Origin of the sequence: Ensifer sp. Root954 (assembly GCF_001429005.1) — a bacterium.
GTDB classification, from domain to species: Bacteria; Pseudomonadota; Alphaproteobacteria; order Rhizobiales; family Rhizobiaceae; genus Ensifer; species Ensifer adhaerens.
The window spans coordinates 521944-546409 of sequence record NZ_LMJM01000052.1; the positions used below are offsets into that span (position 1 = coordinate 521944).

23 protein-coding genes, 1 tRNA gene and 1 pseudogene are annotated in these 24466 nt (G+C 62.9%); 12 read left to right on the plus strand and 13 right to left on the minus strand.

All coding sequences use genetic code 11. The features are described from left to right. The first annotated feature begins 88 nt into the window (after positions 1-88). Positions 89-844, plus strand: a complete 756-nt coding sequence (locus tag ASE71_RS33105; protein WP_060519535.1) for a hypothetical protein — start codon at positions 89-91, stop codon at positions 842-844. On the opposite strand, the gene ASE71_RS33110 is transcribed toward ASE71_RS33105, so the two are convergent. Beyond that, entirely contained in the window at positions 833-1174 is a 342-nt protein-coding gene (locus ASE71_RS33110) for a DUF6665 family protein (RefSeq protein WP_060519533.1), read from the minus strand. The genes ASE71_RS33105 and ASE71_RS33110 overlap by 12 nt on opposite strands. A 338-nt stretch (positions 1175-1512) precedes the next feature. On the opposite strand from ASE71_RS33110, the gene ASE71_RS33115 reads away from it, so the two are divergent. After that, a complete protein-coding gene (locus ASE71_RS33115; RefSeq protein ID WP_156400720.1) occupies positions 1513-3027 on the plus strand; it encodes a hypothetical protein in 1515 nt (504 codons plus the stop codon). A gap of 136 nt (positions 3028-3163) precedes the next feature. Here ASE71_RS33115 and rpsA read toward each other — a convergent pair whose 3' ends face one another. The 4 genes from rpsA to aroA all read right to left on the minus strand — a co-directional run bounded on the left by rpsA (position 3164) and on the right by aroA (position 7849). Beyond that, positions 3164-4888: a 30S ribosomal protein S1 gene (gene rpsA / locus ASE71_RS33120; protein ID WP_082005877.1), complete on the minus strand. Its 1725-nt coding sequence runs from the start codon at positions 4886-4888 to the stop codon at positions 3164-3166. 149 nt (positions 4889-5037) lie between these two features. Continuing rightward, entirely contained in the window at positions 5038-5676 is a 639-nt protein-coding gene (gene cmk, locus ASE71_RS33125) for a (d)CMP kinase (protein WP_060519525.1), read from the minus strand. Then, positions 5673-6479 (minus strand): hypothetical protein, encoded by an 807-nt coding sequence (locus tag ASE71_RS33130; RefSeq protein ID WP_060519523.1) that lies wholly within the window; start codon positions 6477-6479, stop codon positions 5673-5675. The genes cmk and ASE71_RS33130 overlap by 4 nt, the downstream gene beginning before the upstream one ends. 23 nt (positions 6480-6502) lie before the next feature. Further along, entirely contained in the window at positions 6503-7849 is a 1347-nt protein-coding gene (gene aroA, locus ASE71_RS33135; protein ID WP_060519521.1) for a 3-phosphoshikimate 1-carboxyvinyltransferase, read from the minus strand. 297 nt (positions 7850-8146) lie between these two features. Between aroA and ASE71_RS33140 the strand changes: the two genes are divergently transcribed. Next, positions 8147-8539 carry a TIGR02300 family protein gene (locus ASE71_RS33140; protein ID WP_029742385.1) on the plus strand — a complete coding sequence of 131 codons (393 nt, stop codon included), beginning with the start codon at positions 8147-8149 and terminating at the stop codon, positions 8537-8539. Between the two features lie 200 nt (positions 8540-8739). Beyond that, positions 8740-8815, plus strand: a tRNA-Ala gene (locus ASE71_RS33145). Between the two features lie 32 nt (positions 8816-8847). Here ASE71_RS33145 and ASE71_RS36135 read toward each other — a convergent pair. Beyond that, on the minus strand, positions 8848-9378 hold the full coding sequence (locus tag ASE71_RS36135; protein WP_143106248.1) for a hypothetical protein: 531 nt from the start codon (positions 9376-9378) through the stop codon (positions 8848-8850). On the opposite strand from ASE71_RS36135, the gene ASE71_RS33155 reads away from it, so the two are divergent. The 3 genes from ASE71_RS33155 to ASE71_RS33165 all read left to right on the plus strand — a co-directional run bounded on the left by ASE71_RS33155 (position 9347) and on the right by ASE71_RS33165 (position 11405). Further along, positions 9347-10132, plus strand: a complete 786-nt coding sequence (locus ASE71_RS33155) for a YdcF family protein (RefSeq protein ID WP_034804736.1) — start codon at positions 9347-9349, stop codon at positions 10130-10132. The two genes, ASE71_RS36135 and ASE71_RS33155, sit on opposite strands and share 32 nt — an antisense overlap. Positions 10133-10239: 107 nt before the next feature. Beyond that, a complete protein-coding gene (locus ASE71_RS33160; RefSeq protein ID WP_029742382.1) occupies positions 10240-10875 on the plus strand; it encodes a trimeric intracellular cation channel family protein in 636 nt (211 codons plus the stop codon). Between the two features lie 104 nt (positions 10876-10979). Continuing rightward, complete coding sequence (locus ASE71_RS33165) at positions 10980-11405, plus strand: plastocyanin/azurin family copper-binding protein (protein ID WP_034804743.1); 426 nt, start codon at positions 10980-10982, stop codon at positions 11403-11405. Positions 11406-11450: 45 nt separating this feature from the next. Here ASE71_RS33165 and irrA read toward each other — a convergent pair whose 3' ends face one another. Next, positions 11451-11873 carry an iron response transcriptional regulator IrrA gene (irrA, locus tag ASE71_RS33170; protein WP_029742380.1) on the minus strand — a complete coding sequence of 141 codons (423 nt, stop codon included), beginning with the start codon at positions 11871-11873 and terminating at the stop codon, positions 11451-11453. 321 nt (positions 11874-12194) lie between these two features. On the opposite strand from irrA, the gene fabA reads away from it, so the two are divergent. The 3 genes from fabA to fabI are packed head-to-tail and all read left to right on the plus strand — an operon-like array spanning position 12195 to position 14792. Then, a complete protein-coding gene (gene fabA, locus ASE71_RS33175) occupies positions 12195-12710 on the plus strand; it encodes a 3-hydroxyacyl-[acyl-carrier-protein] dehydratase FabA (protein ID WP_029742379.1) in 516 nt (171 codons plus the stop codon). A gap of 47 nt (positions 12711-12757) precedes the next feature. Next, entirely contained in the window at positions 12758-13981 is a 1224-nt protein-coding gene (gene fabB, locus ASE71_RS33180) for a beta-ketoacyl-ACP synthase I (RefSeq protein WP_060519519.1), read from the plus strand. 4 nt (positions 13982-13985) lie between these two features. Further along, a complete protein-coding gene (gene fabI, locus ASE71_RS33185) occupies positions 13986-14792 on the plus strand; it encodes an enoyl-ACP reductase FabI (protein ID WP_029742377.1) in 807 nt (268 codons plus the stop codon). A 113-nt stretch (positions 14793-14905) separates the two neighbouring features. Here fabI and ASE71_RS33190 read toward each other — a convergent pair whose 3' ends face one another. Further along, positions 14906-16411, minus strand: coding sequence for a winged helix-turn-helix domain-containing tetratricopeptide repeat protein (locus ASE71_RS33190; protein WP_060519517.1), 1506 nt, complete (start codon positions 16409-16411; stop codon positions 14906-14908). A gap of 139 nt (positions 16412-16550) precedes the next feature. Between ASE71_RS33190 and ASE71_RS37245 the strand changes: the two genes are divergently transcribed. Both ASE71_RS37245 and ASE71_RS33200 read left to right on the plus strand, forming a co-directional pair. Then, positions 16551-16802 carry a DUF1127 domain-containing protein gene (locus tag ASE71_RS37245; protein WP_060519868.1) on the plus strand — a complete coding sequence of 84 codons (252 nt, stop codon included), beginning with the start codon at positions 16551-16553 and terminating at the stop codon, positions 16800-16802. A 13-nt stretch (positions 16803-16815) separates the two neighbouring features. Further along, positions 16816-18015, plus strand: a pseudogene (locus tag ASE71_RS33200) (MFS transporter). A gap of 36 nt (positions 18016-18051) precedes the next feature. Here the strand turns inward: ASE71_RS33200 and ASE71_RS33205 are convergent. The 5 genes from ASE71_RS33205 to ASE71_RS33225 all read right to left on the minus strand — a co-directional run bounded on the left by ASE71_RS33205 (position 18052) and on the right by ASE71_RS33225 (position 24289). Beyond that, positions 18052-18273, minus strand: a complete 222-nt coding sequence (locus ASE71_RS33205) for a hypothetical protein (protein ID WP_029742372.1) — start codon at positions 18271-18273, stop codon at positions 18052-18054. A gap of 157 nt (positions 18274-18430) precedes the next feature. Then, on the minus strand, positions 18431-19447 hold the full coding sequence (locus tag ASE71_RS33210) for a class I SAM-dependent methyltransferase (protein WP_060519515.1): 1017 nt from the start codon (positions 19445-19447) through the stop codon (positions 18431-18433). Positions 19448-19528: 81 nt separating this feature from the next. Next, positions 19529-21682 carry a polyribonucleotide nucleotidyltransferase gene (gene pnp / locus ASE71_RS33215; RefSeq protein WP_060519513.1) on the minus strand — a complete coding sequence of 718 codons (2154 nt, stop codon included), beginning with the start codon at positions 21680-21682 and terminating at the stop codon, positions 19529-19531. 354 nt (positions 21683-22036) lie between these two features. Beyond that, positions 22037-22306, minus strand: a complete 270-nt coding sequence (rpsO, locus tag ASE71_RS33220) for a 30S ribosomal protein S15 (RefSeq protein ID WP_029742369.1) — start codon at positions 22304-22306, stop codon at positions 22037-22039. A gap of 270 nt (positions 22307-22576) precedes the next feature. After that, positions 22577-24289 carry a sensor histidine kinase gene (locus ASE71_RS33225; protein WP_162251849.1) on the minus strand — a complete coding sequence of 571 codons (1713 nt, stop codon included), beginning with the start codon at positions 24287-24289 and terminating at the stop codon, positions 22577-22579. Between the last annotated feature and the right edge of the window lie 177 nt (positions 24290-24466).

Below are 24466 nucleotides of genomic sequence, written 5' to 3' on the forward strand. Positions count from 1 at the left end.
CCCAACATCTCGGCAGCGCCAGTTAAACCGGCATTAACTGCAAGAGCCTACCGTTTCAAAACGATCCACTGTGCTGCCAGGATGAATCATGCTACTTCCGACCCAGCAATCTGCCGCCACCGCGACGACCAATCTGGTCGGCTCGATCCTCAAGGACATCGAAAAGCGGCAGACGGAGGAAGAAGAAAAGGCCAAGAGCACAAAGGACGACCGGCTCCTGAGGGCGCAGGTCGAGCCCGATGGCGCTCAAAAGGCCGCCAACGAGAAGATCAACGGCTACTTCTTCGATCATGCTCGTAACGACGCCAACAACAACCGCGCCGTGCTCATCCGTGAGGTCGGAAAATTTTTCGACATCGAGCGCGAAACGTTCAAGTCCGATTCCGCCTTTGCAAGGGAAATCGAGAACCAGCTGAAGCAGCTGGAATCGCCCGCCATTGCGAAAATCGAGGAAGAACTGGGGCTCGACAAGCTCGGACTGTCGCTTACGGAGCTGGTCGAGGCGCTCAAAAACCCCGGCGGCCCGGAAAACGACGCACTGAAGGTTGCGCTCGGCGAAACGAGTGACAAGGGACCTCAAAGCGCTGCACAAGCCGCAAATGCCGTCGACCGCCTGAAGAGCGCGACGGAGCCTGCGTCGACCGAGGAAGCCCAGCTCAACAGCCTGCGCGGTGACCCGACGCGCAGAACCGACAAGCTGTCGCTCGACGAAGAGGAGCAGCATCTGCGGGCGCTCCAGCTCAAGGACGAGATGGAAGATATCGCCGACCAACGCACGGCAGCCGGCCCCTTTCTGCGCTTCGACGACAACGGCCTCTATAGGCTCGCTGCGCTAAGCCTCTGACGGCTTTCGGCGCACGATGCCGAGCCGCGCCATGACCTCCTTGGGTATGCCATAGCGGCGAACCACATCGCGGCTGTCACGCAGGCCGCAAATCTCCCGCTGAATGAGGAAGGCCCATACGGCATCGGCCGCCTCGTCGAGGGCCCGCTCGCGTAGATCCCTCGCCACATCTCCCTTAAATGCCGCAAGCGCGGCAAGCGCCTTTTCGACCTTGAGGCCATGCCGGCCAAGCGCATCGGCGCGCTCGGACATCAATTCGTATTCGAGCACGTTGAAGGCGCCGGCCGTCGAGAAGTTCGGGCTTAGGGCTTTTGGGGGACGGACTGTCATCCGAAACTCCTGGCACAGACACCATTCGAGCCTGCAGAGCGGCTCCCTTAAAGATAGGCCCTGCCGACCCGTGCGCAAGCTGGGTCGCGACATGCCGGAAGCCGACATGGTTAAGAATTCATAAACCTCTTTGCCCTAACCTCAAACCATCATGCCGATTCTCCTATCCGCGGCCGAGCCGCGGCTGTCTGGCCATTCGCCACGACGCGCATGAGGCGCCAACCCGCAAGTGATGAACAGAAAGTCGCGCGCAAGCCGAAAAATCGGACCGCGCCCGAGCGCGTTTCGTCGTTCCACGACGAATGGTCAAACCGAGGTCAAGCGAGATGGAGACCAGAATGCTGATACCCATCCAGGCTCGAACCGCGGCCCCCACGGAAGAGACGAGCGCAAGGACGCTGCAGCCTGCAGCACCATTGACCGCCAGCCAGCGTGGCGAAGCCATACAGAAGATCCTCGATGCGCTGACGCGGCATCTTTCCGGTCGTGAGATCCTTTCGAAGGACGCGCTGGTGCGGCTGATGGAGGATCTCGCGCGCATCCTGAAGTTCCCGCCACTCCCGCAGGAGGGGGGGCGCGATTTCGTCCGGCGGTTGGTGGCCTTCCTCGAATCGATGCCGACGTCCGACCGGCTGCTTCTGGAGCGTCAGCTTGGCGGGCGCAATCTTTCAATCCGCGTCGGCCTGCTAGCGGACCTGCCGGCGATCCGCAACGGCACGAGCGCGCCGGGCGGCACCGCGACACCCATGCCGGCGCAGGCGCGCGACCTCATCCTGCGCAACCCCTCGCTCCAGCCGGCGCTGCCGTTCAGCCAGACCGCGGCACGCACGCCGCTTGGTGGTGAAGTCGCACTTCTACAGGCTGTGCTGCGGAAGACCTTTAGCGTCGGCAACGATGTGACCGAGCCGCAGGGCGAGGATCTGGACGCGGCCGGAACCGAAGCGCCATCAAAGAGCGGAAGCGAAAAGCCCACGGAGCGGGGTGAGGCGCGCGCGAACGCCGCGAAGAGCGCTTCATCGGGCGACACGCCGATCGGGAGCGCTGCTTCGCTGCTTGCGGGCGAAGGCGAGATCGCGGAAGCGGCATCGCTGTCTGGCCCCATCGCAACACCGCTTGAAGCGCATGGCGCCGATGAAATGGAGGCTGCCGACACGATCGAAGGCGAGGATCCCGACGGCACCTACGGCCCGCTGCCCGATGCCGACGAAGAAGACGGCCATAGGACCACCGCTGCCGGTCGCAACGATCCGGAGGTGCGCTCGGCACGGGTGCTCTCCGAGGCCATCAAGACGCTCATCCGCGACAGCGTGGCCTTGCCTGCCGGCGCGGCCGATGGCGATCCGAGATCGGCGACGCAGCAGACGGACGAGCCGGCTACGCAGCCCCAGCCCGCCGCCAAGGAAGCTGGCATGCGCGTCGCTGATGCCGCCGCCCGCCAACGCGCCGTAACGGACGCCGGCACGACCTTGCCGTCGCTGCTCGACGATCGCTCCGAGGAGACCGCTGCACCACCGCGCGGACCCGCGGACATTCGCCCGCAACGCGCCACGGACGAGCAGACGGTGCAGCAGATGATCGCCAGGCTGGTGGAAAACGGCCTGCCGCGCGAGGCCATCCCCTTCGCGATGATCCCCTATCCAGTGGCCGCCGGCGAGGTGGAAGGCGAAGACCATTCGCGCGGCATGCCCGGAGGCTCGGGCGAAGATGCAGCGGGTGAGGACGATACGACACAAGAGGGAAGCGACGGAAATCCGGAAGACGGAGAGCCGACCGGCGAAGCCATGCTGGAGGGCGAGGCACCGGAACCGCCCGACGCCTACGATCTTTACCGCAGGCTCGGCGGTCTCGGCTAAGACGCCGGTTCAGCCTTAAATTCGGGCCTAGCCCCATCCAGGGCTGGGGGCCGATTTCACAATTCGGACTGGTTAGAAAGAAAAACCCGCGGAGATCGCTCTCCGCGGGTTTTCCAATTCAAACGGCAGGCAACGATTACTCGTTGTTCTGGCGGTTCTTCAGAGCGGCGCCGAGGATGTCGCCGAGCGAAGCGCCCGAGTCGGACGAACCGAACTGAGCAACGGCTTCCTTCTCTTCAGCGATTTCCAGAGCCTTGATCGACAGCTGGATCTTTCGGTCCTTCTTGGAGAAGTTGGTGACGCGAGCGTCGACAACCTGACCAACCGAGAAACGCTCCGGACGCTGTTCGTCACGATCACGCGACAGGTCAGCGCGGCGGATGAACGAGGTGATGTCTTCGTGGTTGACGAGCTTCACTTCGATGCCGCCATCGTTGATCGCGATGATCTCGGCCGAAACAACGGCGTTCTTGCGCAGTTCGCCCGAAGCAGCGGCGTCGCCGACTGCATCCTTGCCGAGCTGCTTGATGCCGAGCGAGATGCGCTCCTTCTCGACGTCGACGTCAAGAACAACAGCGCGAACGACGTCGCCCTTGTTGAACTCTTCGATGACCTGCTCGCCCGGACGGTTCCAGTCGAGGTCGGAAAGGTGAACCATGCCGTCAACGTCGCCGTCGAGGCCGATGAACAGGCCGAATTCGGTCTTGTTCTTGACTTCGCCTTCGACTTCGGTGCCAGCCGGATGGCTATGCGCGAATGCCTGCCACGGGTTCTCGAGCGTCTGCTTGAGGCCGAGCGAGATACGACGCTTGGTCGGATCGACTTCGAGAACGACAACGTCGACTTCCTGGCTCGTGGACAGGATCTTGCCGGGGTGTACGTTCTTCTTGGTCCAGGACATTTCGGAGATGTGGATCAGGCCTTCGATGCCCGGCTCCAGCTCGACGAACGCACCGTAGTCGGTGATGTTCGTGACGGTACCGGAGATCTTCTTGCCGACCGGGTACTTCGCACCGATGCCATCCCACGGATCCGACTCGAGCTGCTTCATGCCGAGCGAGATGCGGTGGGTTTCCTGGTTGATGCGGATGATCTGAACCTTGACCTGCTGGCCGATGTTCAGGATCTCCGACGGATGGTTCACGCGGCGCCACGCCATGTCGGTGACATGGAGCAGACCGTCGATGCCGCCGAGGTCGACGAACGCACCGTAGTCGGTGATGTTCTTGACGACGCCTTCGACAACCTGGCCTTCTTCAAGGTTCTGAACGATTTCAGAACGCTGCTCGGCGCGGGACTCTTCGAGAACCGTACGACGCGATACGACGATGTTGCCGCGGCGCTTGTCCATCTTGAGGATTTCGAAGGGCTGCGGGTTGTGCATCAGCGGGGTGACGTCGCGGATCGGACGGATGTCGACCTGCGAGCGCGGAAGGAAGGCAACGGCGCCGTCGAGATCGACGGTGAAGCCACCCTTGACCTGGTTGAAGATGATGCCTTCGACGCGTTCGCCGGCTTCGAACTTCACTTCCAGGCGCATCCAGCTTTCTTCGCGGCGAGCCTTTTCGCGCGACAGAACAGCTTCGCCGAGCGCGTTTTCGATGCGCTCAACGTAGACTTCGACTTCGTCGCCGACCTTGAGCGAGCCGTCCTTCGCCTTCGCGCCGAATTCCTTCAGAGCGATGCGGCCTTCGACCTTCAGACCGACGTCGACAACGGCGACGTCCTTTTCGATGGCCGTGACAATGCCCTTGGCAACATAGCCTTCGGCGAGATCGGTCTTCGCGAAGGATTCTTCGAGAAGCGCTGCGAAATCGTCACGGGTTGGGTTGGTAGCAGACATGGAATCTCCTGCATGCATCTCACGGGGGAGACGCATATGCGCCGGGGGCTGGTGTTGAACAGGCCTGAACCCAGTCCGCCCCATCGAAGGGACAATCCGGCGCGTGGACGGAATTTCAGGCTTATGCAAGAAGAGCGATCCTGACAGTGTCGGGGATGGGCTCTTCTTCAGATCTTCTTGATCAGGGCCGCATCGATCAAAGACTTCGCGGCCTGAAACGCCGCCTCTATACTCATTTCAGACGTATCAAGCAAGTGCGCGTCGTCGGCCGGGCGCAAAGGACTGTCGGCGCGGCCCATATCACGCTCGTCGCGCATCTTCACATCTTCGAAAATCGTCTGGTAGTCGGCCGGCTGACCATTGCCGGTGATCTCGTTATAGCGGCGCTGCGCCCGCACTTCCGGCGATGCTGTGACATAGAGCTTCACCGGCGCATCCGGGCAGACGACCGTGCCGATGTCGCGGCCGTCGAGCACCGTGCCGGGCTCGCGCAGCGAAAAAGCCTGCTGCGCCTCGACCAGCGCCCGGCGCACGGCCGGCATGACCGCGATCTTCGAGGCGGCCTCGCCGATCGCGTGGGCGGAAAGCACCGAGCGATCGAGCCCGGCCAGTTCAACCTCGCGCGCCACCTTCTCGGCGACCGCCTCGTCGTCGAGCGGCAAGCCGCCATCGAGCAGCGCCTTGGCGGTGGCGCGGTAGGTGAGGCCGGTATCGAGATGATGGAAGCCGTATTCCTCGGCGATGCGGCGCGAGAGCGTGCCCTTGCCGGCTGCGGCCGGTCCGTCGATAGCGATGGTGAACGTCATTTTCCAACCTGCATATGTATGTGGTCGTCGTGCCTGGCGGCCCGGCAACCCTGAAACCGAATGGACTCCGCTTCGACGCCAAGTCTCTGCGCCAGATGCGGCTCCACGAAAATCTTCTCGATGCCGAAACCGCTCCCCTCGGCCGAGAGCCAGCGGAGCGCCTCTGCGGTCCGGCCTTCTTCCAGCGGCAAGGGCCGCCACAGCGATTGCAAGAAGTCCAAGTCCCAGCGCAAGGTCAAGAGGTCTTCGCGATCCCGGCATGGGAGAATGCTGTCCGGTCGCGGCTGCTCGAAGGCAAAATAGCCGATCGGCGAGCGGGTCGCCTTATCCTTATAATCGCCCTCGGCATCCTGATAGAAGAACGCGACATCGAGCTTCCGACCGTCCGAATGGGACAAATGCGGGAAGAGCGGAAAACCGTCGAAGAACGGAAAGTTGGCGTCGAGCGCCAAGGTGGTCGTTCCGGGGAATACCTGATCCACATGGCGTGACAGGGCAGCGGCCGCTTCCTTCAGTTCCGGAACGACATATTGGCGGTTCAGGACACAGAAGAGCGGCGACTGCATTTTCAGCCGCGACGTGCCGTCGTCGAAACAGGGCAGAGGAACGCGGCCGAAGATCGGCGCAATGGCATAGCTGAGCGCGGTCCCTGCCGCATAGAGGCCGAGAAAGAGCGCCAGAAATACGGCAACGCCGGCTCTCCTTCGACGCAGGAGCCCAAGAGTGACGATCCAGACGGCGCCGCCGACCTGCGTCAGCAACGTCAGAAGAACCACGACCGCGAGTGTCAGCAGCCATCTCATTGTTACCGCCGGAATCGTGGGTCTCACGCGATCCTCGCGCCGAGGCTGGTCATGAGGTGCATGAATTCAGGAAAGCTTGTCGCGACCATCGACACGTCGTCGACGGTGACCGGATGTTCGGATGCAAGCCCGAAAATAAGGAAGCTCATGGCGATGCGGTGATCGAGATGGGTGTTTACGGTCGCGCCGGCAGCGCTTCCGAGCCCCTTACCGTCGCGACGGCCGCGCACGACCAGCGACGAGGCGCCCTCCTCGCAATCGACGCCATTGCGCTTCAGGCCCGCGGCGATGGCGGCGAGGCGATCGGACTCCTTCACACGCAGTTCGTCGAGCCCGGCCATGACGGTATTCCCCTCGGCGAAGGCGGCGGCGATGGCGAGAGCCGGGTACTCGTCGATCATCGAGGCGGCGCGCTCTTCGGGAACGGTGACACCGCTGAGTTCCGAGTGCCGTACGCGCAGATCCGCCACGTCCTCCCCGCCAACCTGCCTGCTGCCGATCACCTCGATATCCCCTCCCATCTCCTTAAGCGTCAGGATCAGGCCCGTGCGCGTCGGGTTCATCAGAACGTTGGTGATCGTGATGTCGGAGCCTGGGACGATCAGGGCTGCGACCAGCGGGAAAGCCGCGGACGAGGGATCGCCGGGCACGTCGATCTCCTGGCCGGTAAGCTTGCCGCGACCGTCAAGGCGGATCGTACGGACGCCGCTGACGTCGGTCTCGACAGAAAGTGCGGCGCCAAATGCCTCCAGCATCCGTTCCGTATGATCGCGCGTCATGACCGGTTCGATGACAGTGGTGATGCCGGGCGCGTTGAGACCGGCAAGCAGGACCGCCGACTTCACCTGTGCGGAGGCGACGGGCACGCGATAGGTGATCGGGGCAGGCGTCTTCGGTCCGCGTAGGGTCACCGGCAGGCGATCGCCTGCGGCGGCCCTCACCTGCGTGCCCATTTCACGCAAGGGCTCGAGAACCCGCGCCATCGGCCGGCGGCTGAGCGAAGCATCGCCAAGGAATGTCGTTTCGAAGTCGTAGACGCCCGCCAACCCCATCGCCAGACGGCAGCCTGTGCCAGCATTGCCGAAATCGAGCGGCGCTTCCGGCGCAAGCAGCGCACCGTTGCCGACGCCATCGACGATAAAGGTATCGGCCTCCTTACGAATGCGGGCCCCCATCGCCTGCATCGCGCGGCCGGTGGCCATCACGTCCGCGCCTTGTAGCAGGCCGGTAATGCGCGTCTCGCCGCTAGCAAGCCCGCCCAGCATCAGCGCCCGGTGCGAGATCGACTTGTCGCCGGGGATGCGGATCGAGCCGCGCAGATCGGCGGACTTTCGGGCAGTGGCGGGTCTCGGGCCCGATCCATGAGACATGCGGCATCCTCTGGCCCGAAAGGGCGTTCTTACCGAAGGGCACAACCGCGCCCGCACCGCGGCACTCCTATCACACCCTCGCTGCGTGTTTCCATAAATTGCGGCCGCTCGAGGAGCGCCACAAGGGGCGGGCAAGAGCCGGAAAGCCAGCAACGCCGGGGCTTTGGCGATTTGTCTTTGACAGATGCGGCCAAGACGATTATGGGGACCGGCTAATCATCATAAGCTTGATACCCTTTCCACCCGCCGGCTTTCCGGCAAGCGCCGGCTCGGCCGGCCATTCAAGAGGCTTTGACTGTGGCAAAACCGGAACTTGGAACAAAGCGCATCGACCCGGAAACGGGGCGCAAATTCTACGATCTGAACAGTGATCCGATCGTTTCGCCTTACACCGGCAAGTCCTATCCGCTGTCCTTCTTCGAAGAAACCTCGGTCGCCAAGGTGCTCGAGAAGGAAGAAGAAGAAGAGGTAACGGAAGTCGACGCAGAGAACACCGAAGTCGAACTCGTTTCGCTCGAGGATGCCGATGATGAGGCAGCGGGCGGCGACGACCTGCCGGATCTCGGCGACGACGACGTCGAAATCGACGGCGACGACGATGACGACACCTTCCTGCAGACCGACGACGAAGACGATGACGACGACATGAGCGACCTCATTGGCGTGTCGGACGACGAAGAAGACGTCTAAGCGCTTCAAATGACAAAGAAATGCTCCCGTCCTCGGCCAAAGTGGCCCGGACGGGAGAAAAACGGCCCGGACAAAAAATAAATCCACGGGCCACGCATTTTTCGGCTTGCCATCCTCAAAAAGGGGAAGTAATAAGCCGCCACTCGCCGAGCACAACAGCTCGACGAACTTCCCGGACCGGCCTAGCCGGAACCCGATATGGGGCTATAGCTCAGCTGGGAGAGCGCTTGCATGGCATGCAAGAGGTCAGCGGTTCGATCCCGCTTAGCTCCACCAAAACCTTCCTTCGATTGATCAGTACCCAGTCCTCAGGGACCCTCGTTCGCGGCCATTTCGTCCAGCGAATCCAGGATCATCGTCAGCAACCGGATGATGTCGGCGGATTCGAGTAGAGCATTGCGGATTTCGCGCTCGGACCGTTTGGGTATGGAACCGGCAATGTCCAGCAGGATGTTGGTCACGTCCGGCGCTTCGGTGTTCGGTTCCATGCCTGTCTGCTCGCGCATGCAGCGGATCAGCGCCACTGCGCCTTCAAGCAAACGCTGTGCCTGCACCGGGGTGAGGTCATGGACCTCGTTGGCGGCACGAAACAGCTGCGATCGGAAGCCGGCTATCGTGGTCATCTCGCGGATGATACTCCTTTCGGCTTCAAATGAAAGTGGTGGCCGGGGCCGCCCACGCAACGTTCGGATGAACATGGTGCATGCGTTACCTTGCGCGAACGCGAACAGCCGTTTCGCGCGCAACATCCGGCCGCGCGCCATGCATTCATGATTTGTTAAGCAGCGGAACGCAGAAGCTGGTGCCATGTTTCTGATCTCGAAAATCTTCTGGCTCATTGTGCAGCCGCTGTCGTTCTCGCTGCTCGCCGTCATCGCCGGGCTGCTTGCGACGGCCATCGGCTGGCGCCGCATCGGCGCCGTTCTCGGCAGCCTGGGCGCGCTGGTTCTTTTCGTCAGCCTGTTCACCACCGCTGGCCCCTATGCCCTGCAAGCGCTTGAGGATCGATTTGTGCGCCCGACGCCGCCGACAGCGCTTTCCTGCATCATTGTGCTCGGCGGCGCCTTCGAAAACGAAGTCATGGCAAGCCGCGGCGGCACGGAGCTCAACCAGGCAGCAGACCGCTTCATCGAGACAGCGAGCCTCGCCAAGCGCTATCCCGAAGCACGAATCCTCGTCTCCGGCGGCGATGGCTCGATCAGCGGCGCCTACGAGGGCGATGCGCTGGCCTCGAAGGCGTTCTTCGACATCTTCGGCATTGCGGCCGATCGGGTGATCCGCGAGGAAGATTCGCGCACCACCTTCGAGAACGCGCGCTACACCAAGGATCTTCTGGCTGCAAACGGGCTGACGCAATGTGCGCTCGTCACCTCGGCGTATCACATGCCGCGCTCCGTCGGGCTGTTCCGCGCCAACGACATCGACGTCCTGCCCTGGCCGACCGACTACCGCACCAGCGGCAAGGTGCGGCTTGGCTTCGATTTCACCCAGCCCTCACTGAACGCGCAGCTGACGACGACGGCCGCCAAGGAATGGACCGGGCTCGTCGCCTATTACCTGCTCGGCCGCACTCAGACGGTGCTGCCGCGCTAGACGACCATGACACGCCCCAGTGCAGCAAACGGCAGCGCGCCTCCTGACTTCATCCCGACGGTGCGCTAATGATCTGCGGGAGCCAATCGGGCTGAAACGGAGCGCCCATGCCGATCCTCGAAATCCTCGACTATGCCGGTGTGGCCGTGTTTGCCGCAACCGGGGCGCTGTCGGCCTCGCGCAAGCAACTCGACATCATCGGCTATCTGTTCCTGGCCTCGGTCACCGGCATCGGCGGCGGCACGATGCGTGACGTCGTGCTCGGCGCAACGCCCGTCTTCTGGGTCACCAATCCGACCTATCTTCTGGTCTGCGCGACGGTCGCCGTTCTCCTGTTCTTCACCGCCCATCTCTTCGATTCCCGCTACCGGGTCCTCGTCTGGCTCGATGCGATCGGGCTGTCGGCCTATTGCGTGATGGGTGCGGCGAAAGGCTATGCAGCGACGGGGTCGCCGAGCGTCGCGCTCGTTACCGGCATGCTGACGGCGACGTTCGGCGGCGTGCTTCGCGATCTGCTGGCCGGAGAACCCTCGGTGCTGCTGCGGCCGGAAGTCTATGTGACGGCAGCGCTGATCGGTGCCAGTGCCTACGTGCTGGCGACGATGGTAGGACTACCACTTGTGGCCGCCTCAACGCTCGGCGTGGCCTCGGCCTTTGCCGTGCGTGCCGGTGCGCTCAAGTTCGGATGGACGCTGCCGACCGGCAAGGCGCTGCCGGGCCGCGATCCGGACGACGTGATGTGAGCCTTTCGCACGTGCGTGCCTATGACAGGCGGCGGACAGCGCCGGTATCGTAGTTGATGCGGTGTCGGCCGCCACCCGGGCGGCTTCAGCGAAAGGGATACAGCATGCGTTTCTTCAGCAACAAGCTTGCCGCACTCGCCCTTCTTTGCATGGCCTCGCCGGCATTTGCCGCCACGACCGTCAAGGTCGTCGAAGGTGGTGAAGCGGGCGGCCCGATGACACTGACACTCGACCAGTCGACGATAAAGGCCGGAGAGACTGTCTTCCTGGTGCACAACGACGCCATGACGGAAGAGCACGAGATGGTGCTGGTGAAGCTGAAATCAGCCGACCAGAAGATCAATCTCATCGCGGCCAAGCATCGGGTCGACGAAAAGCAGCTCAAGAGCCTCGGCGAGGTTTCCGAGCTGAAGCCCGGAGCCGACGGCCAGCTGAAAGCCAAGCTCGCGCCGGGCAGCTACGTGCTCCTTTGCAACATCAAAGGACACTACGAGGCCGGCATGCGCGCCAATCTGACGGTGACGGAATAGCGGCGATCGATCGCCATCGCGGCCACCATGACGGTGGCCGCCGGATCAGCGGTCGTTTTTACGGCGCAGACGAATGACCACGTCGACATGGGCGATCTCCATGCCCTCGGGCGGTTCCGGCAGATTGTCGATGTGGATGTTGCTGACCGGAATATCGAGAACCTCGTTCTGGCCCTCGACGAAGAAGTGATGATGGTCCGACACGTTGGTGTCGAAATAGGTCTTGGCGCTTTCCACCGCCAGCACGCGGATCATGCCGGCTTCGGTAAACTGGTGCAGCGTGTTGTAGACGGTCGCCAGCGACACTGGCACGCCGGCCATGACGGCCTCTTCGTGCAGTTCTTCGACGGTCAGGTGGCGATCACCCTTGGCAAAGATCAGATCGGCGAGGGCAACGCGTTGACGGGTCGGACGCAGGCCTGAGTGGCGTAGCCTTTCTTCCGAACTCACTTCTGTTGCTTTCGTCATCAAGGGTCGTTCCATGTATCCCGGCGAAATTCACAATACTTCCTCCGCGATATAACTTTTACGTCCTCGCCTTTCAATAGATTCCAGCCCTGACAGGCGTTGCAAAGCCCGAAAAACCGGTCAAACTCGGGGAATGCTGGCAATTAACTCTGGTCGCGCCCACATTGATCCTGTAAGCGACGGCGGAGTGAAATCGCCATCAGAAGCGATGGAGACCGGACGGAAAACCGCAAGATCCGGGTCGCCACGCTTCATTTCAAGCCGAACTTGCTCTAAAGCAGGTCGGACAACACAATTTGTTACGCGGGGAAACATCTATTCATGACGACCAGACAATCCAGCTTCAGCTACGAGGAAATCCTGGCCTGCGGCCGTGGTGAGTTGTTTGGCCCCGGCAATGCCCAGCTGCCGCTGCCGCCGATGCTGATGGTCCACCGCATCACCGAAATCTCCGAGACCGGCGGCGCCTTCGACAAGGGTTACCTGCGCGCCGAATACGACGTGCGGCCGGACGACTGGTATTTTCCCTGCCACTTCCAGGGTAACCCGATCATGCCCGGCTGCCTCGGCCTCGATGGCATGTGGCAGCTGACCGGTTTTTACCTCGGCTGGCTTGGCGAGCCCGGCCGCGGCATGGCGCTTTCCACCGGCGAAGTGAAGTTCAAGGGCATGGTGCGTCCCCATACCAAGCTTCTCGAGTACGGCATCGACTTCAAGCGCGTCATGCGCGGACGACTCGTGCTCGGCACGGCCGACGGCTGGCTGAAAGCCGATGGCGAGACTATCTATCAGGCAACCGACCTCCGCGTCGGCCTGTCGAAGGATAAGGCCGAGTAAAATCCAGGCCTTTCCGCAGCCAACGAAATAAAGAAAAGGTCAGTACCATGAGACGGGTTGTTGTCACGGGCCTCGGCATCGTTTCCTCGATCGGGAACAATGCAGACGAAGTTACGGCGTCGTTGCGCGATGCCAAGTCGGGCATCACGTTTTCTCCCGATTTCGCCGAGAATGGCTTCAAGTGCCAGGTCTGGGGCGCGCCGTCGCTCGATCCGACCGAACTCGTCGATCGCCGTGCCATGCGCTTCCTGTCTCAGGGCGGCGCCTGGAACCACGTGGCGATGAAGCAGGCGATCGCCGACTCCGGTCTGGAAGAAGCCGTCATCGCCCGCAACGAGCGTACCGGCATCATCATGGGCTCGGGCGGACCGTCCACCCGCACCATCGTTGAAGCGGCCGACATCACCCGCAAGAACGTCAGCCCGAAGCGCATCGGCCCGTTCGCCGTTCCCAAGGCGATGTCTTCGACGGCGTCGGCGACGCTTGCCACCTGGTTCCAGATCCACGGCGTCAACTATTCGATCTCGTCGGCCTGCTCGACCTCGGCCCATTGCATCGGCAACGCCGCCGAGATGATCCAGTGGGGCAAACAGGACGTGATGTTTGCCGGCGGTCACGAAGACCTCGACTGGACCATGTCCAACCTGTTCGACGCCATGGGCGCCATGTCGTCGAAGTACAACGAAACGCCGGAGACGGCTTCGCGCGCCTATGACGCCAACCGCGACGGCTTCGTCATTGCCGGTGGCGCAGGCGTTCTCGTTCTCGAAGAACTGGAGCACGCCAAGGCCCGCGGCGCGAAGATCTACGCCGAAATCGTCGGCTACGGCGCCACCTCCGACGGCTACGACATGGTGGCTCCGTCGGGCGAAGGCGCGATCCGCTGCATGCGTCAGGCGCTCTCGACCGTGAAGGGCGAGGTCGACTACATCAACACCCACGGCACCTCCACCCCGGTTGGCGACAGCAAGGAAATCGGCGCGATCCGCGAAGTGTTCGGCAGCAAGATGCCGCACATCCAGTCGACCAAGTCGCTCACGGGTCACTCGCTCGGTGCGGCCGGCGTGCAGGAATCGATCTACGGCCTGTTGATGATGCAGGCGGGCTTCATCGGCGAAAGCGCGCATATCAGCGAGCTCGACCCGGAATTCGATGGCGTTCCGATCGTTCGTAAGCGCATCGACAATGCCAAGATCGATACGGTTCTTTCGAACTCCTTCGGCTTCGGCGGCACCAACGCAACGCTCGTCTTCCAGCGCTACAACGGATAACACCATGACGGGACTGATGACTGGAAAGCGTGGCCTCATCATGGGTGTGGCCAACAACCATTCTATTGCCTGGGGCATCTCCAAGGCGCTTGCAGCGCAAGGCGCGGAACTGGCCTTCACCTTTCAGGGCGAGGCGCTGGGTAAGCGCGTCAAGCCGCTGGCGGCCGAGCTCGGTTCCGACTTCCTGCTTCCTTGCGATGTCGAAGACATTGCGTCTGTCGATGCGGTCATCGATGCGATCAAGGAACGCTGGGGCAAGCTCGACTTCATCGTTCATGCCATCGGCTTTTCGGACAAGAACGAGCTGAAGGGCCTCTACGCCGACACCTCGCGCGACAACTTCAGCCGCACGATGGTGATCTCCTGCTTCTCCTTCACCGAGATCGCCAAGCGGGCTGCCGAACTGATGGATGAGGGCGGCTCGATGCTGACGCTCACCTATGGCGGCTCGATGCGCGTCATGCCGAACTACAACGTCATGGGTGTCGCCAAGGCAGCGCTCGAGGCGTCGGTGCGCTATCTCGCCGCCGACTATGGCGTTCGCGGCATTCGCGTCAACGCGATCTCGGCGGGCCCGATCCGCACGCTTGCCGGCGCCGGCATTTCCGACGCCCGGGCGATGCTTTCCTGGCAGCAGAAGAACTCGCCGCTGCGCCGCACTGTCACGATCGACGATGTCGGCAGCTCGGCCCTCTACCTTCTTTCGGACCTTTCGCGCGGCGTGACCGGCGAAATCCACTACGTCGATTCCGGCTACAACATTACGTCGATGCCGGCACTCGATGCGCTCAGGACCGCCGACGCAGAGTGACGGCAGCGGCAAAGCCGCTGACTGACGACCCAGCTTCTCTAGAAAACCCCGGCGAGACACCTCGCCGGGGTTTCTTTTTTGAGGTCGACAGGGCCCGACGGCCCGAGAAATCATCAGTCCGGAAGGCCGGCCTTGTGGAATCCGTCCACGAAGTGCGCGAGCGTCGCTGCGTCACGAAACGGCTCGGTCGTCGCCCAGAAACCGGTCGTGAAATGCGGGTTGGCGACGAGGAACAGGTCGACCTCGGCGCGTGCCTCGTCGAACCGCCCCAATTGCGCGAGGCTCGCCGCCAGGAAGCGACGCGAGCTGGTGCGGTAGGTCTCGTCCTTGCGCAGCGTCTCGACCGCGGCTTCGTAGTCTCCGGCCGCATACTGCGCCTGGCCGAGTGTCAGATAGTACCAGCTTGCCGGATAGGGGTTCAGCCGGAACGCCTTGCGAATGTGCTCGAGCCCTTCCTCGACCCGGCCTGCCAGGATCGTGATGTCGGACAATGTCGCCCAGGTGTCGGCTTCGTTCGGGTCAAGCTCGATGGCCCTGGCAAATTCCGCGTCGGCCTCGGCGAAGTTGCGCTCATAGGCAAGCAGATTGGCCAGCACCCAGCGGCAACCGGCGTCGTTGGGATCGATCGCGACGGCTTTGCGCGCCAATTCCAGGGCGATGCCGCGGGTCGGTACGATCGGCTCGCCCCAGTGCACCCACCCCATCCAGTGGTTCATGGCGAGCCAGCGATAGGCCTCGGCATAATCAGGGTCGAGCGAAACGGCGCGAGTGAGCATCAGATGCGCTTCCCGGGCGGTCTGCGGCGAATCGTCGATCAGCTTGCGCGCCCGCACGCAGAGATCATAGGCCTCGAGGCTCCTGGGGCGATTGCGTGACGGCGGGGTACGCAGCCGACCGAGCAACGCCTCGACGATCTTGGCCGTCACCTCGTCCTGAACGGCAAAGATGTCTTCCAGGTTGCGGTCGAAGCGTTCGGCCCAGAGGTGCTCTCCGCTCAGCGCATCGACCAGCTGGGCGTTGATGCGCACGCGTCCGGAGGCGCGCCTTGCGCTTCCTTCCAGGAGGTAGCGCACGCCGAGGTCTTCGGCGATCGCGCGCACATCCATCGCCCTGCCCTTGTAGGCAAAGGTGGAATTGCGGGCGATGACGAACAGACCACCGCTCCGGGAGAGATCGGTGATCAGATCCTCCGTCAGCCCGTCCGCGAAGGAATCCTGATCGGGATCGTTGCTGAGATTGACGAAGGGCAGCACCGCGATCGAAGGCCGGCCCGGCAACGGCAGCGGCTTTCGCCCGCCTGCCAGCCGCTCGATACTGCCCATGAAACGGTAGCCGATGCGCGGAACCGTTGAAATCCACTCGCCGCCGTCGGCAGCCCGGCCGAGCAGCTTCCTGAGCTGTGCGATCTGTACGGTGAGATTGCCTTCCTCGACGGCCGTACCCGGCCAGGCCGCGTCCATCAGCTCGGTCTTGGCGAGGATTTCGCCCGGCCTTTCCACGAGCGCCGCAAGCAGCTTCACGCCGCGATGCCCGACCGCAACCGGATCATCGTTCCGCAGGAGCGTTCCCGCACCCGGATCAAGCACGAACGGACCAAAGGCAAAACGTGTATCCTGCATGCGGCGATCTATAGCCCGTTTGGAAGTTTTTGAGAACTTTTTGGAAGGGCTTAAGTACGGCGCCGATCCTATTCCGCAGAATCCAACCTCCTTCAGATCGAGGGTCCCCCCGACCCTCAAAGCCGATAGCGAGGTTGTCATGAACAACGCCCCCTTTTCTCCCATTGCATCGCCTCAGGCGGCGGCGCCTGAGACGCCGAGGAGCCCGACGCGTTCGCATTCCCCTGTCGAGACGCTGAAACGGATGGTCGCCGCCTGGCGTGAACGGAACCAATTTCACCTAGAGCTCGATCGAAAGCTCAAGGGCGATCCGCATCTGATCGACGATATCGGCCTGACGCGACGTCAAGTCGAGGAGGAGCTCGCCAGGCCCTTCTGGCAAGTGCTTTGAGGTGAGCCGCGCAATGACATCGGACCAGCGACCGCCACCGGCGCCGACCCTTGGCGAGGTGATCACGACGTTCCGCGAGGATCAAGCCCCCTGGGCGGCGATGGCGGGTATCATCGCCACCGTTACCGTCTTTGCGGTGGCGCAAGGGCTCACCTATCCGCTGCTCAGCTTCATCCTGGAGCGGCAGCGGACGGCACCCGCCCTGATCGGCCTGTCAGCGGCCATGACGCCGCTGGGGTTCATCCTGTCGGCGCCTCTGATCCCGATGCTTTCGCGGCGGCTGGGCGGCGCCCGGCTCGCGATCCTCTGTTCGGTGCTGGCCGCCAGCACGCTTGCCGCCATTGCGTGGACTGACGACGTCTGGGCCTGGATGCCGCTTCGCTTTCTGCTAGGCGTTTTCGCCAATCCGCTTTCCGTGATCAGCGAGACCTGGCTGGTGGCCATTACGCCCGCGTCCCGCCGGGGCCGCATCATGGGTCTCTATTCCTCGGTCGTTTCAGCCGGTTTCGCCATAGGGCCGCTGTCGCTCGGGATGGTCGGAACGGCGGGCTGGTCGCCGTTCCTGATCGGCATCGTGGCCTTTGTCGCCTGCGGCCTGATCTTGCTTGCCCTGGTGTCGCGCCTGCCGGAGATGCCGCAGGATGGGGAAGCAACGTCCGTCGCCGGGTTTTTCGCGCTGGCGCCTTTGTTGCTGTTTGCAGTCGCAACGGCTGCGGCCTTCGAGCAGACCCTGCTTTCGCTGCTTGCGGTCTATGGCGCAGCGCTTGGCAGCAATGAGGAGCGCGTCGCGCCGCTCATCACCTGCTTCATTGCCGGCAACGCGTCGTTGCAGATCCTGCTCGGGCGCCTCTCCGAACGCAGGGGATCGAGGCAGACGATGCTGTTCTGCGTGCTTTCCTCCCTGGCCGGCTGCCTGCTGCTGCCATGGCTGTTCGAAAGCTGGCTCATCTGGCCGCTTGTTTTCGTCTGAGGCGGGGTGACGTTCGGGATCTATACCCTGTCGCTGATCCAGCTCGGCGAGCGGTTCAGCGGCCTGACCCTGATCGCCGGCAACGCCGCCTTTGCCTTCGCCTGGGGCCTCGGCGGCATGGTTGGCTCGCCAGCAACGGGACTTGTCATGCAAGTGACGGGACACCACGGGTTGCCGTTGTCACTCGGCCTGCTCTGCGCCGCCCTTGCGGGGCTATTGGTCGTCGCGAGAAGGCGCGGCTGAGGCGCGCGCCGGTCCGCCTGCCTTTTGCCGGCAAGCTCAAATCAGGACGAACAGCACGAGCAGAGCCACGATGACCGCCAGCACGACGAAGCCCGTATGGGTCCGGCGCGCCGGGTCAAGCGGCGAGCGATAGAGGCTCTGCAAGAACGACATGGGCACCTCGGAGGTCGCGCCATGTCCCTCGCCCTGCTTGATGTCCTTGGCAATAGCTTCGGCCGCATCCTCGCTCAAGGGCGGCCTGTTCACTCCCGACGTCATGGAACTCATCCTCCGGCAGTAAAACCGGGCACATGGTGAGCCGGATCTGCGACGAAGGCAACGGGCTAAGTCTGACTTGCAGCCAGATGCAAAAAAGCCGGGTCATCTGCCCGGCTTTTTCCATTCTCGGATGGCGCAAAATGCGTCCTGCGGCGTCTCAGCGCTTGGCCCAGAGCACCTTGAATCGGGCGTTGCGGCAGGTCTCGCCATATTCCTTGGAATTTTCCGCCAGCACCTGCTCGTAGGGAAGGCCACGATTGGCGACCATCATCAGCTTGCCACCCTGCTTCAGCGCCTTCAGCGCCGTCTTGATGATGGCGACGCCGAGCGACGGCTCAGCCGCGTGGCCTTCATGGAAGGGCGGATTCATGACGATGAGGTCGTACTTGTCGCGCGGCTCTTCGCTCGTCAGGTCGAACCAGTAGAAACGGGCCGGCATGCGCGGCGCGTTCGCCATCATGTTGACGCGGGCCGCCTCGAGCGCCTCGTGATCGGCCTCGAAGAGATCGACCCCCTTGGTGCCCGGTGACGCTTCAGCAAGCTTGGCTGCGAGATAGCCCCAGCCAGCGCCGAAATCGGCGGCGTGGCCATGGAAATCGTTCGGCAGACGCGACGCCAGCAGCTCGGAGCCCGCATCGATGCGGTCGTGCGAAAACATGCCGGGCGAGGCCTCGAACAGACCGTCGACGCGTACCGGCACCTTGGCAAGCTTTTGTACTGCCTCGGTGACATCTTCCGGGCGGGTGAACCAGAAGGCGACGCCGTGATACTTCGGCAGATGGTCGCCGTCCCATTCGAACTTGGCGATGCGCTTCTTCAGCGACTGGATGCCATCTTCCTTGCCGCCGGCAACAACGATCAGACCGCCCTCGCGCGTGCGCTTCAGCGCCTCGGCGATCCGGTCTTCGTTCTCGCCCTTGTGCTTGCCGCAGAGGATCAGCGTGACGTCGTAGTCCTCGCCGGTGATTTCAGGCGCCACGTCGGCGCGGGCGGCTTCCAGGGCGCGATAGAGCGGCCGCAGCGGCTGCACCGCCGAGATCGACGCCTCGAAGCCCTGCGGCAGCCTGTAGCCCGCCTCGGCGCCGAGGAACAGCACGCGCTCGCCCTCGCCCGGCGGGTCGATCACGCCGCTGTCGAACGGGTAAAACAGGGTCTTCAACGAATCTCGGCTCATCGGTCTATCCGTCATCTTCCTACAAGAAAGGGGCGCGGAGCGATCCGCCCCGCGCCCCAAATGCATTCGGGTGAAGCGCGCTTATTCAGCGGCTTCGCCGTCGCCCTTCTTTTCAGACTTTTCGGCAACGATTTCCTTGCCGGTGGCCTGGTCGACGACCTTCATCGACAGGCGAACCTTGCCGCGCTCGTCGAAGCCCATGAGCTTGACCCAAACCTTGTCGCCTTCCTTGACGACGTCGGTCGTCTTGGCGACGCGCTCGGAGGCGAGCTGCGAGATGTGGACGAGACCGTCACGGGCGCCGAAGAAGTTGACGAAGGCGCCGAAGTCGGCGGTCTTCACAACGGTACCTTCGTAGACCTGGCCGACTTCCGGCTCGGCGACGATCGAGTGGATCCACTTGCGGGCCGCTTCGATTTCCTTGCCGGACGAGGAGGCGATCTTCACGGTGCCGTCGTCTTCGATGTTGATCTTGGCGCCGGTCTTTTCGACGATTTCGCGGATGACCTTGCCACCCGAACCGATGACTTCGCGGATCTTGTCGACCGGAATGTTCATGACTTCGATGCGCGGGGCGAACTCGCCGAGCTGGCCACGGCTTTCGGAAATGGCCTTGGCCATTTCGCTGAGGATGTGGAGACGGCCGCCCTTGGCCTGGTTGAGCGCGATGCCCATGATCTCTTCGGTGATGCCCTCGATCTTGATGTCCATCTGGAGCGAGGTGATGCCGGCGTCGGTACCGGCAACCTTGAAGTCCATGTCGCCGAGGTGGTCTTCGTCGCCGAGAATGTCGGAGAGAACGGCGAAGCGCTCATCTTCCTTGATCAGGCCCATGGCGATACCGGCAACCGGCTTTGCGAGCGGAACGCCGGCGTCCATGAGAGCGAGCGAGGTGCCGCAGACGGTGGCCATCGAGGACGAGCCGTTGGACTCGGTGATCTCGGAAACGACGCGCAGCGTGTAGGGGAACTGCTCGGCTTCCGGGAGCATCGGGCGGATAGCGCGCCAGGCGAGCTTGCCGTGACCGATTTCGCGACGGCCCGGGGAGCCCATGCGGCCGGTTTCGCCGACCGAGAAGGGCGGGAAGTTGTAGTGCAGCATGAAGCGTTCTTTGTACATGCCGGTCAGGCTGTCGACGTACTGTTCGTCTTCGCCGGTGCCGAGCGTGGCAACGACGATCGCCTGCGTTTCGCCGCGGGTGAACAGCGCCGAACCGTGGGTGCGCGGCAGAACGCCGACTTCCGACACGATCGGGCGAACGGTTTCCAGATCGCGGCCGTCGATGCGGCTCTTGGTGTCGAGGATGTTCCAGCGAACGATCTTGGCCTGCAGGTGCTTGAAGACGGCGCCGATTTCTTCGGCCGAATGGGCCGGGTTCTCGATGCCCTCAGGCAGGAAGTGTGCCTTCACCTTGGCCTTGACGGCGTCGACGGCAGCGTAACGGGCAGCCTTCTCGGTGATCTTGTAGGCGTTGCGCAGCTCGTCTTCGGCAAGCGAGAGCATGGCGTTTTCGAGAGCGGAATGATCTTCGGCTTCGAATTCGCGCGGCTCCTTGGCAGCGACTTCAGCGAGCTTGATGATGGCGTCGATGACCGGCTGGAAGCCCTTCTGACCGAAGACGACGGCGCCGAGCATAACGTCTTCCGGCAGTTCCTTGGCTTCGGATTCGACCATCAGCACCGCTTCCTGGGTGCCGGCGACGACGAGGTCGAGGGTCGATTCGTCCATCTCGTCGAGATGCGGGTTCAGAACGTACTGGCCGTTGATGTAGCCGACGCGCGCGCCACCGATCGGGCCCATGAAGGGGATGCCCGACAGCGTCAGCGCTGCAGAAGCGGCGACCATCGACAGGACGTCGGGGTTGTTTTCGAGGTCATGCTGCATGACCGTGACGATGACCTGGGTGTCGTTCTTGTAGCCATCGGGGAAGAGCGGACGGATCGGACGGTCGATCAGGCGCGAGACGAGCGTTTCGTTTTCGCTCGGACGACCTTCGCGCTTGAAGTAGCCACCCGGGATCTTGCCGGCGGCGTAGGTCTTTTCCTGGTAGTTGACGGTCAGCGGGAAGAAGTCCTGGCCCGGCTTCGGCGACTTGGCCGAAACGACGGTGGCGAGAACGACGGTTTCGCCGTAGGTGGCGAGAACGGCGCCGTCAGCCTGACGGGCGATCTTGCCGGTTTCGAGCTTGAGCGGACGCCCAGCCCATTCGATTTCAACCTTGTGGGTATCGAACATGTTCTGTCCTTCGTGTGCGGCGGACCTCTCCGCGGCTGTTACAGCGCGGGCGGTCGAAGGGCCGCATGAAATGGCGCATCACGGGCAAGACAACGGGAGGCTTCACGCTTTAATCGGCTGTTTTCCGCTTTGCCCGACCATCCGCTTTCAGCGGCGTTTCCGGCAAGCAGGGGCCGAAGCATCCTGCAATCCTGCCCCATGACGGGCCATCGGTTGATCCGCGATACCGGCCCATCCGGCTCGCTGGATTCTCTCGTTTAGCCACGTTCCTATGCGGCTGGAGAGTTTAATCGTCGAGCGTTCAACGCTCCATAAAAAAGCCGGCGGGCCGCAAAGACCCGCCGGATAAGTCGCTTAGCGACGGATGCCCAGGGCACCGATCAGCTTGGTGTAGCGCGCTTCGTCTTTCTTCTTCAGATAGTCGAGGAGCGAACGACGGCTGGAAACCATCGCGAGCAGACCACGGCGGGAATGGTTATCCTTCTTGTGGCCCTTGAAGTGTTCGGTCAGGTTGTTGATCCGTTCCGTCAGGATAGCAACCTGGACTTCCGGAGAACCGGTGTCGCCTTCAACGGTTGCAAATTCCTTGATGAGCTGAGCCTTACGCTCTGCAGCAATCGACATCGGATGATCCTTTCGATTTCGAGGATTTCGGGACGCCGTCAGCCGGGATGTCGTCCAGCTGCGGCCGTGAATGCAACGGGCATGCGCCTTTTGCTGGCGTGCCTATAAACGAATTGGATGAAAAAGGAAAGGGTCATGGACCGGCGCCCGGGAGGGCCGGCGGAAGACCTCAATTGCCGGTCGGGAACGGGTGCATCGGCGGCGATTTCATTCGGCCGCGATCGGGAGGAGTTCGGCCCCGATCGAGGGAGAAAAAGTGACGGCGGCAGGTCATGGCGCGTCATCCCCTTCGGCCGGTCGCGGCACGGTGATCCGCCACTCGATGCCGTCGGCATGCATCATCCGCTCGAGCCCCGCATTCAGGGCCATGCCGAGCATGCGTTCGAGCACGAGCGTGCCAAACCCCTTGCGGATCGGATCTGAGGGCTTGCCCGCGAGATCGGCTCCCTCCTCCCGCCAGCGTATAGCAATGCCCTCATCCTCCAGCGACCAGCTCAGCTTGACGACGCCTGAGGTGTTGGCGAGCGCGCCATATTTGGTCGCATTGGTCGCGAGCTCGTGCAGCGCCATGCCGAGCGTCTGGGCGATCTGGGTCTCGAGCCGCAAAGGCGGGCCGGACAGGATCACCCGCCTCGGATCGTCAGGCGTGAATGGCTGCAGCTGGTTCTGGGCCAGTTCCCGGAAATCGACCCCTTGGGCGGCGTTGGCGATCATAAGGTCGGTGGAGCGGGCGAGCCCGGCGATGCGCTTGCGGAAACTGTCGGCGAAATCAGCGGCACTCTCGGCCGAATAGACCGACTGGTTCAGCATGGACTGGATCACCGTCAGCTGGTTCTTCGAGCGGTGCGCCACCTCGCGCATCAAGAAACGGATTTCGCTCTCCGCCTTGGTGCGCGCGGCCGCCGCACGGGCCAGAGCTGCCGAGACCTGTTCGACCTCGGCGATCATATGCGGGCGCGGCTCGATCCGCTCGCCGGCGCCAAGGCGGCGGGCATCCTGCGCCACGAGCTTGACGCCCTGCGACAACAGCCGCGCGATTGCCAGCGAACCGGCGATCGCGATGCCGGCAAAGATGATGCCGCCGAGCGAAAGCCACAGGAACGACCAGACGGCCGGAGCATCGACGATCGCCCGCGGCGCCCAGGCGATGATCCGCCAGCCGGTGATCACCGAGAATTCGGTCGCCACCCGGTACTCCGTGCCGTTCTCCTTGATGTTGCGAACGCCGATGCTGATCGCCGGAACCTTGTCGAGGAAGAACGGCTCCCCGGCCTTGACCGCCGCGTCCGAGGAGATGATGACCTTTCCCGCGCCGTCGACGAGGGCCGCGTTCCAACCAGGCGACAGCGTATCGCGGTTGACGGCCTTGGCCATGTTCTCGGCGTTTTGCGTCAACGCCAGCAGATACTCCTCACCGGTCGAGAGTTTTGCCGGCAGATAAACGTTGAACACCCATTTTCCGGCGGTCTTGCCGAAGAAGACGTTGGAGACGAGCGGCGCGCCGCTATTGGTGAAGGCGCGCTCGATGGAGTCCGCATCCGACCCCTTGCCAAGCTCAGTGCCGAAGGGGACGCGGGTGTTAAGCCGCTGCTCGTGCTTGCGATCCATGACGATCAGGTAGGAATCCGTCTGCGCGAGCGCCGTCGAGGCTCTCTCGTAGAAGGCTTGCAAATTGTCGTCCTCAATCGCCCGCGAGGTCGACAGCACCTTCAGCGTCGTCAACATGCCCTCGATATCGCGCTCGACGATGCGCGTCACCGATCCGGTCGAGGCCTGCAGCAGCGAGGTGATGACCTGTTCCTGCGCGTCGACGCTGCGCTTCAGCACGACCAGCGAGAAGATGAAGGCCGGAACGATGGCGACCAGCAGCAGCGACGTCAGATAGAAACTGAACGGGCGGGTCAGCCGATGACGGGCGCGATCAACCATCGCCGCCAGGCCATCGCTTGCCCTGCGCTTTCCTTCCTCCGTCACACCGGTCACCTGCAACGTCCCTTGCGGTTCCCTGCCGGCGGCATCAACGCCTTCGGCGCACGCCGCCGCAAGCGGCGCAACCGCCAAACGGCAACGAAACGCGATACGGAAACGGAATCACCTCGGATGGACTGGGAACCCATGCCGGGATCATGCGTCAAGGATAAAGCAAAGGCAAATGGTTCC